We start from the raw sequence: 13,658 nt of genomic DNA, 5'->3' as shown, positions 1-13,658 counted from the left end.
CCATAACAAGGAAAAATCATGTCCAAGACTCAGTTGTTCGACCTCGACGGCAAGATCGCTTTCGTCTCAGGTGCCAGTCGCGGCATCGGTGAAGCCATCGCCAAACTGCTGGCGCAGCAAGGTGCCCACGTGATCGTGTCGAGCCGCAAGCTCGACGGCTGCCAGCACGTCGCCGACGCGATCATCGCCGCTGGCGGCAAGGCCACCGCCATTGCCTGCCACATTGGTGAAATGGAACAGATCACCCAGGTATTCGCCGCCATCCGCGAACAATTCGGGCGCCTGGATATCCTGGTCAACAATGCCGCGACCAACCCGCAGTTCTGCAACGTGCTGGACACCGACCTCAGCGCCTTCCAGAAAACCGTCGACGTGAACATTCGCGGCTACTTCTTCATGTCGGTGGAAGCCGGCAAGCTGATGCGCGAACACGGCGGCGGCAGCATCATCAACGTCGCCTCGATCAACGGCATCTCGCCGGGGATCTTCCAGGGCATCTACTCGGTGACCAAGGCAGCGGTGATCAACATGACCAAAGTGTTCGCCAAGGAATGCGCGCAGTTCGGCATTCGCTGCAACGCCTTGCTGCCGGGTTTGACCGACACCAAGTTTGCATCGGCGCTGGTGAAGAACGAGGCAATTTTGAACACCGCATTGCAGCAGATTCCACTCAAGCGCGTGGCGGATCCGAGTGAAATGGCCGGTGCGGTGTTGTACCTGGCGAGTGATGCTTCCAGCTATACGACCGGGGTTTCGCTGAATGTGGATGGCGGGTTCCTGTCCTGATTCGGTTCACCAGATACACAAAAGGCAGCCTCAGAGCTGCCTTTTTAGTTTTCAGTACTCACCACTGATCGTTCCCACGCTCTGCGTGGGAACGATCAGATCGCAGCCTTCGGCAGCTCCTACGGTGGGATCGGCGTTTCCGCAGGACGTATCGGCCCCAATACAAGAATATTTATTCCACCATTTGCATTTTGAGAATTTTTATTCCATAAATAGCCCTCCTGAAAATAAAAATCCAAAGGACCCCGGCTATGCGCGAACTCGGTATCGGACTCATCGGCACAGGTTTCATGGGCCGCGCCCACGCCCTGGCCTTTCGCAATGTCAGCGCTGTTTTTGAATTGCCGCTGAAGCTCAAACTTGCCGCCCTTGCCGACGCCGACCCGCAGCGCGCCCGCCACTGCGCCGACGCCTGGGGCTTCGATGCTGCTCACAACGACTGGCAACAGCTGATCGATGACCCCAAGGTCAACCTGATCGCCATCACCACCCCCAATCATCTGCACTACCCCATGGCCATGGCTGCCATCGCCGCCGGTAAACCGGTGTACTGCGAAAAGCCGCTGGCGGTGAGCCTCGAGCAGGCCAGTACCATGCGCCTTGCAGCCAAAGCCGCAGGCGTGGTGACGCGGGTGGGTTACAACTATCAGCACAACCCGATCATCGGCCTGGCTCGGGATTTGATTCAAAACGGCGCGCTGGGGCAGGTCATCAGTTTCCAGGGCGAGTTCAGCGAAGACTTCATGGCCGATCCCGTTTCACCCTGGTCCTGGCGCTGCGACGCCAATTACGCCGGCGGCGCCCTGGCGGACCTGGGCAGTCACTTGCTGGCCATGGCCCGTCATCTGCTGGGCGACGTCGAGGCGGTGTGCGCGGATACCCAGACCGTGCATGCGCAGCGCCCCGTGACGGCGGGTGGTCAGGAACGACGCGAGGTCGCGGTCGACGATCAGGTCCACGCGTTGCTGCGGTTCGCCAATGGCGCGCGAGGGACGTTCAGCAGCAGTTGGCTCAAACACGGTTATAAGAATCACCTGAGTTTTGAAATCAGCGGCACCCAAGGCACCCTGGCGTTCGATCAGGAACGCTTGAATGAACTGCGGCTGTATCGTGCCGGGCAAGGCGGTTTCCAACGGCTGCTGGCGGGGCCGGATTTGCCGGGTTACGCCGCCTTCAGCCCGGCGCCGGGGCACCAGTTGGGTTACAACGAACTCAAGACCCTTGAAGTGCATGAGTTGGTGATGGCGCTGGCCGGTCTCGGCCAGGACGGGACCGATTTCGAGAAGGCGTGGGAAGTCGAACGCCTGGCGACGGCGATTCGTCTGGCGGCACGGGAGTCGCGGTGGGTCAGGATCGAGGAAGTCTGAACCGACGCTCAGGTCATACACCGCCAGTTGCACGTGCTACTGGCGGTACACCAGACCCGGTTTACTGAGTGACGCAACGGGTCAGGGTCGTGGTTCGGGTCACCTGCCCTTCAGCCCTCATATCACCCTGCACATCGGTACTTTCGGTGGTCGAACAGGTACGAACCGGTGTCGGTGGCGGTGCGGCCGGGGGTGGAGGCGGCGGACTGGCGCAACCACCCAGAATCGCCACGCAGAGTGCGAGCGACAGTGGTGAAAAAGCACATTTCCCAAAATTGTTCATAGGCTGACCCGCGGTAAGTAATCGACATTTTCCGCGACTCGAAAACCATCCCGCGAACCCGCGGCCCTGTCACAGAAAAGAAATACCCTCGCATTCCTTATAGCCCAGCCACTCACCAATGCCAGAAAAACAGCGGCCGTCACCGCAGGAATGGATATGCGCCCTGTCAAAAATCCCGGGCGCTCGCTCCCACATTATTTGAACTGCATCCCCCCGTAGGAGCTGCCGAAGGCTGCGATCTTTTGATCTTGCCCTTAGGCGGCCTTACAAAGCACCGGACCGATGCAGTCCACTGCTCTCAAGCTCATACCGCAACTCATCAACCAAAGCCGCCACTGCCTCAGGTGTCTTGAGCGTTGCCACGTTCAAACCGCTGACCACCAGATCCACCTGCCCCGTCGTCGGATGATAAAGCTTCACCGTCAACGAATTATCCCCCGTGAGCGTACATTCACAGGCCAACGGCGAAAAACCAAGCTCCAGTTGAGTACGCAATTGCGCCAGATAAATCATCCCGATTCACCTTGGCGACGGAGCAAAATCGACCATATGTTTGTTCTGTTCGCACCCATGTGGCTGTTCCTTTAGCTGCATCGAAGAGGACGCGATACCGGGCCCAAGCCACGTCTCGCACCCCGACAGCCTAGAAAAAGCCCCATCTGATCAATACATGAAATTGCACCACCCGCACTAGTGCATTTGCACCTTAACGTTGCCCCTTGATCCGCTTCACGCCGGAGAACAGACCTCGCTCGCGAGCCCAGACAATCGCCTCGCTACGGCTATGCACATCGAGTTTGGAATACACCGTCGACACATGATTGCGCACTGTATTGGGCGCGAGTTTCAGGCGCGCGGCGATCTCCTTGTCGGCCAGGCCTTCACAGATCAGGCCGAGCACATCGCGCTCCCGGGTGGTCAGGTCGGTGAACGACACACTGGGCAACTGCGGCGAATTGACGTTTTTCACATTGGCCAGTTTTTCGATCAGCGTACGGCTGAACCAGGACGCATCTTTCATCACCTCTTCGATCGCCGACACCAACTCCAACTCAGTGCGTTTGCGCTCGGTGATGTCCATCAACACCAGCAAGTAGCAAATGCCGTCCTGAATGTTCACGGTGTCCGCCGAGACCGCACAATCAATCAGCCCGGCATCCTTCCGGCGCACCCTGACATCGATACGATCCACGCTCCCGGTTTTCTCCAGGGCTGCAAACAGTCGCGCGCGAGCGCCCGCATCATCGATGAAACCGAGTTGCGCCACGGTCTTGCCGAGCACTTCATCATTGGGAAATGCGAGGGACTCGAGGAAGGCTTCGTTGACGTCCATCACCACTTGGTCGGCGGCGCGGCACACCAGGATTGGCACCGGAGTGAGGCGAAACGCTTTGGCGAACCGTTCCTCGCTCTGGCGCAGAGCAATTTCGGCCTTGTGCCGAAGCTCCATGTCGACGAAGGAAAACAACATGCAAGCTTCGTCGTTAAGCTCAAGCGGTTGCCCGGCAACAATCACCTGCTTGCTGCCACCGTCGGGCAATTGCAACTCGGCCTGCATCTGCGGAATCGTGGCCCCGTCACGCAAACGCTGCTTGGCCAGGTCCATATTCTCGGCGCGATCCAGCACATCCAGTTCATAGGTCGAAGTGCCGATTACTTGATCGCGGGTATAACCGGTCATTTCCAGGAAGCCGGAATTGACTTTGATGTAGCGCAAGTCACTGAGGCGACAGATCACCGCCGGGGCCGGGTTGGCGTTGAAGGTCTTTTCGAAACGCTGCTCGGCGCTGGCCCACTCGGTGACGTCGTTCATGATCAGCACCAACGATTCCGGCTCACCGGCGCGATCTGCCAGCACCATGCTGCGCACGCTGTGAACCCAGGTGCGCTCTTCATTTCCCAGTTGCGTCACCTCCACCATCACATCGCTGAACGTCTCGCCATGGGCCACGCGGCTGATCGGATAGTTCTCGATCGCTACCGGATGATTGTTGCGATAACGCAAGGCAAAACGCTTGGCGTACTCCCCGGCATTGGCCCCCAACTCGCCAATCTCGCTGACACCGTGCATGGCCAGTGCGGCGTCATTGGCCCAGAGAATGGTCTGGTCGAGCTCCAGCAGAATCACCCCATCGGACAGGCCAGCGATGATTTGCTGCAACTGACGGCGATTGGTTTCAGTGCTCAGGACGTCCTGGCTCATTGGAACTCCACAATTGCGGCGGCACTTTTGCGCGCTGCCCAGTGAAGATTACGACCGCAGGCGTTTGTGATAGTGCAAAGCCCGGCACCCGCGGCCTCCCAAAGTAGCCCTATGCTCAATACGGAAAGAGTGGTTTAGTGCCGCTTTTTGTCTATACGGAGAGTTGCCATGGTGTTTGATTCTCTTCACTTCACCCCCTGGTCTGCCCTCGCGGGAGGAGCGCTGATTGGCCTCGCCGCAAGCGTAATGGTGGTGGCCAACGGGCGAGTTGCCGGGATCAGCGGGCTGTTGGGCAGCCTGCTTGAACGTAATGATTCAGGACGAGGTGAAAAAGCCCTGTTCCTGCTCGGACTGTTGGCGGCACCGTTGGTGTGGGCGCTGTTTCATGTGTGGCCGGCCATCGAATTCAAAACCGGTACGGTGGGGCTGATCATCGCCGGATTGTGCGTCGGCATCGGCACTCGTTATGGCTCCGGCTGCACCAGTGGCCACGGCGTGTGCGGTATCTCGCGCCTGTCACCACGCTCCATTGCCGCGACATTGAGTTTCATGTTCACAGGCTTCGTGACCGTGTTCGTCCTGCGTCATCTGCTGGGGTATTGAACATGCGCAAACTGACCGCTTTCCTCGCCGGCCTGCTGTTCGGCATCGGCCTGTTGCTGGCCGGCATGGCAAACCCGGCCAAAGTGCTGGGTTTTCTGGACATTGCCGGCCTGTGGGATCCGTCACTGGCGCTGGTCATGATCGGCGCCATTGCCGTGGCTTGGGGGCCGTTTCACTGGGCCATGAAACAATCGACATCCTTGCTGGGTGCGCCTATGCAATTGCCGGTCAGCCGTGAGCTGGACCGACGCCTGATCGGTGGCAGCCTGCTCTTCGGCATCGGTTGGGGTATTGCCGGCATCTGCCCCGGCCCGGCACTGGTGTTGTTGCCGACTGGGCACTGGCAGGCCTGGGTGTTCGCCATCGCCATGCTGGCGGGGATGCTGATGTTCAAAGCGCTGCAAACCCGCCGTTGAGCATCCCCGCCAGGCCAGTGGTCAAGCCGCCTGCTTACCACTGGCAATCGCCTGCGACGCCGCCAGCATCGCCCGCAACAACACGGCGCACCCGGCGGCCAGATCATCCGGCGCGGCGTTTTCGATTTCGTTATGGCTGATACCACCTTCACAAGGCACGAAGATCATCCCGGCCGGGCCGAGTTCGGCGAGGAAGATTGCGTCGTGCCCTGCCCCGCTGACGATGTCCATGTGCGACAGACCGAGCCCTTGAGCCGCACCGCGTACCGCTTCGACGCAACCCTTGTCGAAATACAGCGGCGGGAAGTCGGCGGTGGGTGTCAGTTCGAAGGTCAGGCCGTGTTGCTCGCAAGTGGTTTCAATGACCTCGCGGACTTCGGCGATCATTGAGTCGAGTCGCGCCGGTTCCAGATGACGGAAGTCCAGGGTCATGCGCACTTCGCCGGGAATCACGTTGCGCGAGCCGGGATAGGCTTGCAGGCAGCCGACAGTGCCGCAGGCGTGGGGTTGATGACCGAGGGCTGCGCGATTGACTGCGCCGACGATCACCGCGGCGCCGACCAGCGCGTCCTTGCGCAAGTGCATTGGCGTCGGGCCGGCGTGGGCTTCGACACCGCGCAGTTTCAGGTCGAACCATTTCTGGCCCAGCGCGCCCATCACCACGCCGATGGTTTTGTGTTCGTCCTCAAGAATCGGCCCTTGCTCAATGTGCGCCTCGAAGTACGCACCCACAGCATGACCGCTGACCTTGCGCGGCCCGGCGTAGCCAATGGCATTCAGGGCTTCGCCGACGGTCACGCCCTCGGCATCGACCTTGGCCAGGGTTTCCTCGAGGGTGAATTTTTCCGCAAACACGCCGGAGCCCATCATGCACGGGGCGAAGCGTGAGCCTTCCTCGTTGGTCCAGACCACCACTTCCAGCGGCGCTTCGGTTTCCACGCCGAGGTCGTTGAGGGTGCGCAAGACTTCGACCCCGGCCAGCACGCCGAAGCAGCCGTCGAACTTGCCGCCGGTGGGCTGAGTGTCGATGTGGCTGCCGGTCATTACCGGTGGCAGGTTCGGATTGCGCCCCGGACGACGGGCGAAGATGTTGCCGACGGCGTCGATGCTGACCGTGCAACCGGCCTCCTCGCACCACTTCACGAAGATATCGCGCGCCTGGCGGTCGAGGTCGGTCAGGGCCAGCCGGCAGACACCGCCCTTGACCGTCGCACCGAGCTTGGCCAGCTCCATGAGCGACTGCCACAAACGGTCGCGGTTGATGTGCTGATGGGTGGATTGCAGAACGTCTACGGCAGCGTTCATGGTGATCTCCTCAGGCAGTTGTTATTGGGTCATTCAGGCGAATTTTTGGTGTATTTGATGCTGTCTTCGCGAGCAAGCCCGCGCCCACATTTGGAATGTTTTCCCCCTGTAGGAGCTGCCGAAGGCTGCGATCTTTTCGGGGCCGCCCAAGAGCAAGATCAAAAGATCGCAGCCTTCGGCAGCTCCTACATTGGAAATGCGATCCCCTGTGAGAGCAGGGCCACCTCTCACACCGCAGATTTCACGACAGTCGGACTCGGCCGCATCGAACTCAACCCGTAATAAATCAGCCCTCCCAGGGCCGAGCCGGTGAACCAGCCGTAGCTGTAGAACCAGCTGAAGGCATCGCTGCCCAGCGACAGCAGCGTCAACACCACCGGCACGCCGAACGCGATGAAGCCAAACCCGTTCCACGCCGGGTACACGTCGTCACGGTAGAGGCCGGCCAAATCCAGTTGCTGTTTCTTGATCAGGAAATAGTCCACCACCATGATCCCGGCGATCGGCCCCAGCAGGCTCGAATAGCCGAGCAACCAGTTGGAATACACCGTCTCCAGGCTCAGATCCGAGACAATCAGCCCGAGCTTTTTCAGCAGTTCATGGGCCATCAGCGCCAACCCGACCAACCCCGTGAGCATCACCGCCGTGGTGCGGTTGATGTACTTGGGCGCGACGTTCTGGAAATCGTTGGTTGGCGACACGATGTTGGCCGCAGTGTTGGTGGACAAGGTGGCGATGATGATCAGCGCCATGGCCAGTGCGACCCAGACCGGGCTCTGGATATGGCCGATCAGGGTGACCGGATCAGAGACAGTGACACCCACCAGTTTGACCGACGCGGCCGTCATTACCACGCCGAGGGAGGCGAACAGGAACATGGTCAGGGGCAAACCGATGATCTGCCCGACGATCTGGTCCTTCTGGCTTTTCGCGTAGCGGCTGAAGTCCGGGATGTTCAGCGACAACGTGGCCCAGAAGCCGACCATGGCCGTCAGCCCGGCGGCAAAGTAACTGACCACGCTGGCGCCTTCCGGACGTTTGGCCGGGATCGCCAGCAGCTCGGTCATCGACACGTTTGGCATGGCCCACACCAGCAGGCCCACGCCCACCAGTACCAACAACGGCGCAGAGAGGGTTTCCAGCCATTTGATCGAGTCCGCGCCGCGAATCACCACCCACAGGTTCAAGGCCCAGAACAGCATGAAGCCGATCACCTCACCGGTACCGCCGAGGGCCTTCCAGTCATCGAACACCGAGCCGAGAAACAGGTGAATCGCCAGCCCGCCGAACATGGTCTGGATGCCGAACCAGCCACACGCCACCAAGGCGCGGATCAGGCATGGAATGTTGGAACCGAGAATGCCGAAGGACGAGCGCAGCAATACCGGAAACGGAATGCCGTACTTGGTGCCGGGGAAGGCGTTCAGGGTCAGCGGGATCAGCACGATGATATTGGCGAACAGAATCGCCAGCAGCGCTTCGCCCACGGTCAGGCCGAAGTAGGCCGTGAGCACTCCGCCGAGGGTGTAAGTCGGCACGCAGATCGCCATGCCGACCCACAGCGCGGTGATGTGCCATTTGTTCCAGGTTCGTTCGCGCACCTTGGTCGGTGCCATATCGTGGTTGTATCGGGGACTGTCGAGGACATCGCTGCCGGCTTCGAGCTCAAACAAGCCGTCGCGCTCGGTCACTTGCGATCTGATCTGTTGCATGGCCGCTCCACTGTTCTTTTGATTATTTTTGCTCATCAGAGGCTGGCGCAATGCGCGCGAGCCGGACGATGGCCGGAGAAACTGACAACTTTTACGGACCGGCCACGGTGTCAGCGGCGGCATCAATAAACGTGCCGGGTGCCCCGCTTGCGCCTCGGGCAGTGCCATAAAACTTTGCTAACCAACTGATGTTAATCAGCTTTATCTATCCAACTAGCGAGTCCCCGGTCAGTTGCCATGTCACTCAGGCCGAATGACAGGCAAGTTGTCCGAACAGTCAGGACTCAATCTGGTGCGTCGATCTTTTTTGAAAGGTTGCGCATCAACCATAGACCATCCTCAACCGGCTGATTTCACATAGAAAATCTTGACCATATTTCCAACCTGTCAAGTGCGTCAAAATGGTGATCGGCCTCACCATTTTGGTGATTTTCATTTTTTATCCTTATTTTTCAATCAGTTAAATCAGTAATAAGCTTATAAAAAATAATCTTGCTCAATTCATGAACTGCAGCTAGCGTCTATTCTTGACAGCGATGACAGGAATACACCGATTGGCGTCTGCTGCATATAAAACATCTAGAACCGGCAATAGTCGGTCATGCCTGCGAGGAACTCGGAATGTCTCTGTTGATCCGTGGCGCCACCGTTATTACCCATGATGAAAGTTACCGCGCCGACGTCTATTGCGCCGACGGCGTGATCAAAGCCATCGGTGAAAACCTCGATGTTCCCGCCGATGCGCAAGTGCTCGACGGCAGCGGCCAATACCTGATGCCCGGTGGCATCGACCCACACACGCACATGCAACTGCCCTTCATGGGCACGGTGGCCAGCGAAGACTTTTTCAGCGGCACCGCTGCGGGACTGGCCGGCGGCACCACGTCAATCATCGACTTCGTGATACCCAACCCGCAGCAATCGTTGATGGAGGCCTTTCATCAATGGCGTGGCTGGGCGGAAAAGTCGGCGTCGGACTACGGCTTTCACGTCGCCATCACCTGGTGGAGCGAGCAGGTTCGCGAGGAAATGGCCGAGCTGGTCAGCCAGCACGGGGTCAACAGCTTCAAGCACTTCATGGCCTACAAGAACGCGATCATGGCTGCCGACGACACCCTGGTCGCGAGTTTCGAGCGTTGCCTGGAGTTGGGCGCGGTGCCGACCGTGCACGCGGAAAACGGCGAGCTGGTCTATCACCTGCAACGCAAGTTGATGGCCCAGGGCATCACCGGGCCGGAAGCGCATCCGCTGTCGCGGCCTTCGCAGGTGGAAGGTGAAGCCGCGAGCCGGGCGATCCGCATCGCCGAAACCCTCGGCACGCCGCTGTACCTGGTCCATGTCTCGACCAAGGAAGCCCTCGACGAAATCACCTATGCCCGCGCCAAGGGCCAGCCGGTTTACGGCGAAGTACTGGCCGGGCATCTGCTGCTGGACGACAGCGTTTACCAACACCCGGACTGGCAGACCGCCGCCGGTTACGTGATGAGCCCACCCTTCCGCCCGCGCGGTCATCAAGAAGCCCTTTGGCACGGCCTGCAAGCGGGCAACCTGCACACCACCGCCACCGACCACTGCTGCTTCTGCGCCGAGCAAAAAGCCGCTGGCCGTGACGATTTCAGCAAGATCCCCAACGGCACCGCCGGTATCGAAGACCGCATGGCGGTGCTTTGGGATGAAGGGGTGAACACCGGGCGTTTGTCGATGCAGCACTTCGTAGCGCTCACCTCCACCAACACCGCGAAGATCTTCAACCTCTACCCGCGCAAAGGTGCGATCCGTGTCGGTGCCGATGCCGATCTGGTGCTCTGGGACCCGGAAGGCACGCGGACGATTTCAGCCAAGACTCACCACCAACAGGTCGACTTCAACATCTTCGAAGGCAAGACCGTGCGCGGCGTGCCGAGTCACACCGTCAGCCAGGGCCGTGTGGTGTGGGCCGATGGTGATTTGCGCGCCGAGCGTGGCGCGGGCCGGTATATCGAACGGCCGGCGTATCCGGCGGTGTTTGATTTGCTGAGCAAGCGGGCTGAGTTGCACAAGCCGACAGCAGTGAAACGTTGAAATCGAGGCCTCGGCCTTCGCGGGCAAGCCCGCGCCCACAGGGGTATGCATTCCCCTGTAGGAGCTGCCGAAGGCTGCGATCTTTTGACTTTGTTTTTTAAGATCAAGATCAAAAGATCGCAGCCTTCGGCAGCTCCTACACGGTAACCGAGCACGACTCAAACCAATGCCCACCAGAGGCAGTACCTCAATTAACCGTGAGGCCAACACCGTGATCAAGACTTTGAACCACCTCCCGCATCCCCATGAGGACGCGGTCGCCCTCGCCGGCCATTTCACCGACCTGGCGCCGCCGCTCAACGACCGTCAGGCACATCTGGAAGCCTCGCGCTGCCTGTATTGCTACGACGCGCCGTGCGTGAACGCGTGCCCAAGCGACATCGACATTCCATCGTTCATCCGCAATATCCATCAGGAAAACGTGCAGGGTGCGGCGCAGAAGATCCTCTCGGCCAACATCCTCGGTGGCAGCTGTGCCCGGGTCTGTCCGACGGAAATCCTCTGCGAGCAAGCCTGCGTGCGCAACAACGCCCAGGAATGCGCCCCAGTGCTGATCGGCCTGCTGCAACGCTATGCCGTGGACAACGCACACTTCAGCGAACACCCGTTCCAGCGCGCCGCCGCCACCGGCAAGCGTATTGCCGTGGTGGGGGCAGGCCCGGCCGGTTTGTCCTGCGCGCACCGCAGCGCCATGCACGGCCATGACGTGGTGATTTTCGAGGCCCGGGAAAAGGCCGGTGGCCTCAACGAGTACGGGATCGCCAAGTACAAACTGGTGGACGATTACGCGCAGAAGGAACTTGAATTCCTGATGGGGATTGGCGGGATCGAGATTCGCCACGGACAGAAACTCGGCGACAACCTGACCCTCAGCGAACTGCATCAGCAATTCGACGCGGTGTTCCTCGGCCTCGGCCTGGCCGCCAGCAAACAACTGGGCCTGACCAACGAGGATGCCCCCGGCCTGCTCCCCGCCACCGACTACATCCGCGAACTGCGCCAGGCCGATGACCTGACGCAACTGCCGCTGGCCGAACGCTGCATCGTCCTCGGTGCCGGCAACACCGCCATCGACATGGCCGTGCAAATGGCCCGCCTCGGTGCCCGGGACGTCAATCTGGTGTACCGCCGCGGCGTCGCGGACATGGGCGCCACCAGTCACGAACAGGACATCGCCAAGGCCAATCAGGTGCGGCTGTTGACCTGGGCGCAACCCGAAGAGGTGCTGCTCGACGATCAAGGCAACGTGCGCGGCATGCGCTTCGCCCGCACCCGATTGGTGGAAGGTCGCCTGCAAACCACCGGCGAAACCTTTGAACTGGCCGCCGACGCGATCTTCAAAGCCATCGGCCAGACCTTCGACACTTCCGCCCTCGCCGACCCGCTGGCCCGTGAACTCAAGCGTCAGGGCGATCGCATCCTCGTCGACGAGCAGCTGCGCACCAGCATTCCCGGCGTGTATGCCGGTGGCGACTGCACCAGCCTCGATCAGGACCTCACCGTGCAAGCCGTGCAGCACGGCAAGCTGGCCGCCGAGGCGATCAACGCTCAACTCATGCTCAACGTGGAGGCTGCGTAAATGGCCGATCTCTCGATTGTCTTCGCCGGCATCAAGGCCCCCAACCCGTTCTGGCTCGCTTCCGCGCCGCCGACCGACAAAGCCTACAACGTGGTCCGTGCGTTCGAGGCTGGCTGGGGTGGCGTGGTCTGGAAAACCCTGGGTGAGGACCCGGCGGCGGTCAACGTGTCGTCACGCTACTCGGCGCACTTCGGGGCTAACCGTGAAGTGATGGGCTTCAACAACATCGAGTTGATCACTGACCGTTCGCTGGAGATCAACCTGCGGGAAATCACCCAGGTCAAAAAGGACTGGCCGGACCGCGCACTGATCGTGTCGTTGATGGTGCCCTGCGTTGAAGAGTCGTGGAAAAGCATCCTGCCGCTGGTGGAAGCCACCGGCGCCGATGGCATCGAGCTGAATTTCGGCTGCCCCCACGGCATGCCGGAACGGGGCATGGGCGCGGCGGTCGGCCAGGTGCCGGAATACGTCGAACAAGTCACTCGCTGGTGCAAGACCTATTGCTCGTTGCCGGTGATCGTCAAGCTCACGCCGAACATCACCGACATCCGCGTCGCCGCCCGTGCCGCACACCGTGGTGGCGCCGATGCGGTGTCGTTGATCAACACCATCAACTCGATCACCAGCGTCAATCTGGAGCGCATGGTCGCCAATCCCGCCGTCGGCAGCCAAAGCACTCACGGCGGTTATTGCGGTTCGGCGGTGAAGCCGATCGCGTTGAACATGGTCGCCGAGATCGCCCGCGACCCGCAGACCCAGGGCTTGCCGATCAGCGGCATTGGCGGCATCGGCAGTTGGCGCGATGCGGCGGAATTCATAGCCCTGGGCAGCGGCTCGGTGCAGGTGTGCACGGCGGCGATGCTGCATGGCTTCCGGATTGTCGAGGAGATGAAGGACGGTTTGTCACGCTGGATGGACAGTCAGGGCTACGCCAGCGTGTCGGATTTTTCTGGGCGCGCAGTGGGCAATACCACGGACTGGAAGTACCTGGACATCAACTATCAGGTGATTGCCAAGATCGATCAGGAGGCGTGCATCGGTTGCGGTCGCTGCCACATCGCTTGCGAAGACACCTCGCACCAGGCGATTGCCAGTCTCAAACAGGCCGATGGCACGCATAAATATCAAGTGATCGATGAGGAGTGCGTGGGCTGCAACCTGTGCCAGATCACTTGCCCGGTACAGGATTGCATCGAGATGGTGCCGGTGGATACGGGCAAGCCGTTTCTGGATTGGAACCATGATCCCCGCAATCCGTATCACGTTGTGGTTTGAGAGTTAAAGATCAAGAGATCGCAGCCTCGTTTCACTCGACAGCTCCTACGGAGTGCAACGAGGCTGCG

The 13,658-nt window shown here is 60.2% G+C and carries 11 protein-coding genes; 7 read left to right on the top strand and 4 right to left on the bottom strand.

Annotated elements, in window-relative coordinates; genetic code table 11:
- The first annotated feature begins 18 nt into the window (after nucleotides 1-18).
- Nucleotides 19-786, top strand: coding sequence for an SDR family oxidoreductase (locus ACCC96_RS18270; RefSeq protein WP_018929676.1), 768 nt, complete (start codon nucleotides 19-21; stop codon nucleotides 784-786).
- Nucleotides 787-1,037: 251 nt separating this feature from the next.
- The gene (locus ACCC96_RS18265) at nucleotides 1,038-2,153 is read left to right on the top strand and encodes a Gfo/Idh/MocA family protein (protein WP_413696528.1); all 1,116 of its coding nucleotides are present in this window, start codon (nucleotides 1,038-1,040) and stop codon (nucleotides 2,151-2,153) included.
- Nucleotides 2,154-2,700: 547 nt separating this feature from the next.
- Here the strand turns inward: ACCC96_RS18265 and ACCC96_RS18260 are convergent.
- Nucleotides 2,701-2,949: a DUF1652 domain-containing protein gene (locus tag ACCC96_RS18260; RefSeq protein ID WP_413696527.1), complete on the bottom strand. Its 249-nt coding sequence runs from the start codon at nucleotides 2,947-2,949 to the stop codon at nucleotides 2,701-2,703.
- Nucleotides 2,950-3,142: 193 nt separating this feature from the next.
- Complete coding sequence (locus ACCC96_RS18255) at nucleotides 3,143-4,639, bottom strand: PAS domain S-box protein (protein ID WP_413696526.1); 1,497 nt, start codon at nucleotides 4,637-4,639, stop codon at nucleotides 3,143-3,145.
- A gap of 168 nt (nucleotides 4,640-4,807) precedes the next feature.
- On the opposite strand from ACCC96_RS18255, the gene ACCC96_RS18250 reads away from it, so the two are divergent.
- Together ACCC96_RS18250 and ACCC96_RS18245 are read left to right on the top strand one after the other, a co-directional pair.
- Nucleotides 4,808-5,242, top strand: a complete 435-nt coding sequence (locus ACCC96_RS18250; RefSeq protein ID WP_413696525.1) for a YeeE/YedE family protein — start codon at nucleotides 4,808-4,810, stop codon at nucleotides 5,240-5,242.
- Between the two features lie 2 nt (nucleotides 5,243-5,244).
- Entirely contained in the window at nucleotides 5,245-5,658 is a 414-nt protein-coding gene (locus tag ACCC96_RS18245) for a DUF6691 family protein (RefSeq protein WP_413696524.1), read from the top strand.
- 21 nt (nucleotides 5,659-5,679) lie between these two features.
- Here the strand turns inward: ACCC96_RS18245 and ACCC96_RS18240 are convergent, their stop codons facing one another.
- Nucleotides 5,680-6,963, bottom strand: a complete 1,284-nt coding sequence (locus ACCC96_RS18240; protein WP_413696523.1) for a Zn-dependent hydrolase — start codon at nucleotides 6,961-6,963, stop codon at nucleotides 5,680-5,682.
- 227 nt (nucleotides 6,964-7,190) lie between these two features.
- A complete protein-coding gene (locus ACCC96_RS18235; RefSeq protein ID WP_413696522.1) occupies nucleotides 7,191-8,675 on the bottom strand; it encodes an NCS1 family nucleobase:cation symporter-1 in 1,485 nt (494 codons plus the stop codon).
- Between the two features lie 621 nt (nucleotides 8,676-9,296).
- Here ACCC96_RS18235 and hydA point away from each other — a divergent pair.
- The 3 genes from hydA (at nucleotide 9,297) to preA (ending at nucleotide 13,590) form a co-directional block, all read left to right on the top strand.
- A complete protein-coding gene (gene hydA, locus ACCC96_RS18230) occupies nucleotides 9,297-10,736 on the top strand; it encodes a dihydropyrimidinase (RefSeq protein WP_018929684.1) in 1,440 nt (479 codons plus the stop codon).
- A 211-nt stretch (nucleotides 10,737-10,947) separates the two neighbouring features.
- Nucleotides 10,948-12,315, top strand: a complete 1,368-nt coding sequence (locus ACCC96_RS18225) for an NAD(P)-dependent oxidoreductase (protein ID WP_413696521.1) — start codon at nucleotides 10,948-10,950, stop codon at nucleotides 12,313-12,315.
- Nucleotides 12,316-13,590: an NAD-dependent dihydropyrimidine dehydrogenase subunit PreA gene (gene preA, locus ACCC96_RS18220; RefSeq protein ID WP_413696520.1), complete on the top strand. Its 1,275-nt coding sequence runs from the start codon at nucleotides 12,316-12,318 to the stop codon at nucleotides 13,588-13,590.
- Nucleotides 13,591-13,658 lie beyond the last annotated feature (68 nt).

The sequence above is a fragment of the Pseudomonas sp. Pseusp11 genome (genome assembly GCF_047304405.1).
In the GTDB taxonomy this organism is placed as follows: domain Bacteria; phylum Pseudomonadota; class Gammaproteobacteria; order Pseudomonadales; family Pseudomonadaceae; genus Aquipseudomonas.
The sequence above is the reverse complement of the archived record's forward strand: the minus strand, read 5'-3'. Positions and strand labels throughout refer to the sequence as shown.

Excerpts from the sequence above, each read along its gene's own strand:
- preA (WP_413696520.1), top strand. The coding sequence starts at position 12,316 with ATGGCCGATCTCTCGATTGTCTTCGCCGGCATCAAGGCCCCCAACCCG.
- ACCC96_RS18245 (WP_413696524.1), top strand. The coding sequence starts at position 5,245 with ATGCGCAAACTGACCGCTTTCCTCGCCGGCCTGCTGTTCGGCATCGGC.
- ACCC96_RS18265 (WP_413696528.1), top strand. The coding sequence starts at position 1,038 with ATGCGCGAACTCGGTATCGGACTCATCGGCACAGGTTTCATGGGCCGC.
- ACCC96_RS18260 (WP_413696527.1), bottom strand. The coding sequence starts at position 2,949 with ATGATTTATCTGGCGCAATTGCGTACTCAACTGGAGCTTGGTTTTTCG.
- ACCC96_RS18235 (WP_413696522.1), bottom strand. The coding sequence starts at position 8,675 with ATGCAACAGATCAGATCGCAAGTGACCGAGCGCGACGGCTTGTTTGAG.
- ACCC96_RS18270 (WP_018929676.1), top strand. The coding sequence starts at position 19 with ATGTCCAAGACTCAGTTGTTCGACCTCGACGGCAAGATCGCTTTCGTC.
- ACCC96_RS18255 (WP_413696526.1), bottom strand. The coding sequence starts at position 4,639 with ATGAGCCAGGACGTCCTGAGCACTGAAACCAATCGCCGTCAGTTGCAG.
- ACCC96_RS18240 (WP_413696523.1), bottom strand. The coding sequence starts at position 6,963 with ATGAACGCTGCCGTAGACGTTCTGCAATCCACCCATCAGCACATCAAC.
- hydA (WP_018929684.1), top strand. The coding sequence starts at position 9,297 with ATGTCTCTGTTGATCCGTGGCGCCACCGTTATTACCCATGATGAAAGT.
- ACCC96_RS18250 (WP_413696525.1), top strand. The coding sequence starts at position 4,808 with ATGGTGTTTGATTCTCTTCACTTCACCCCCTGGTCTGCCCTCGCGGGA.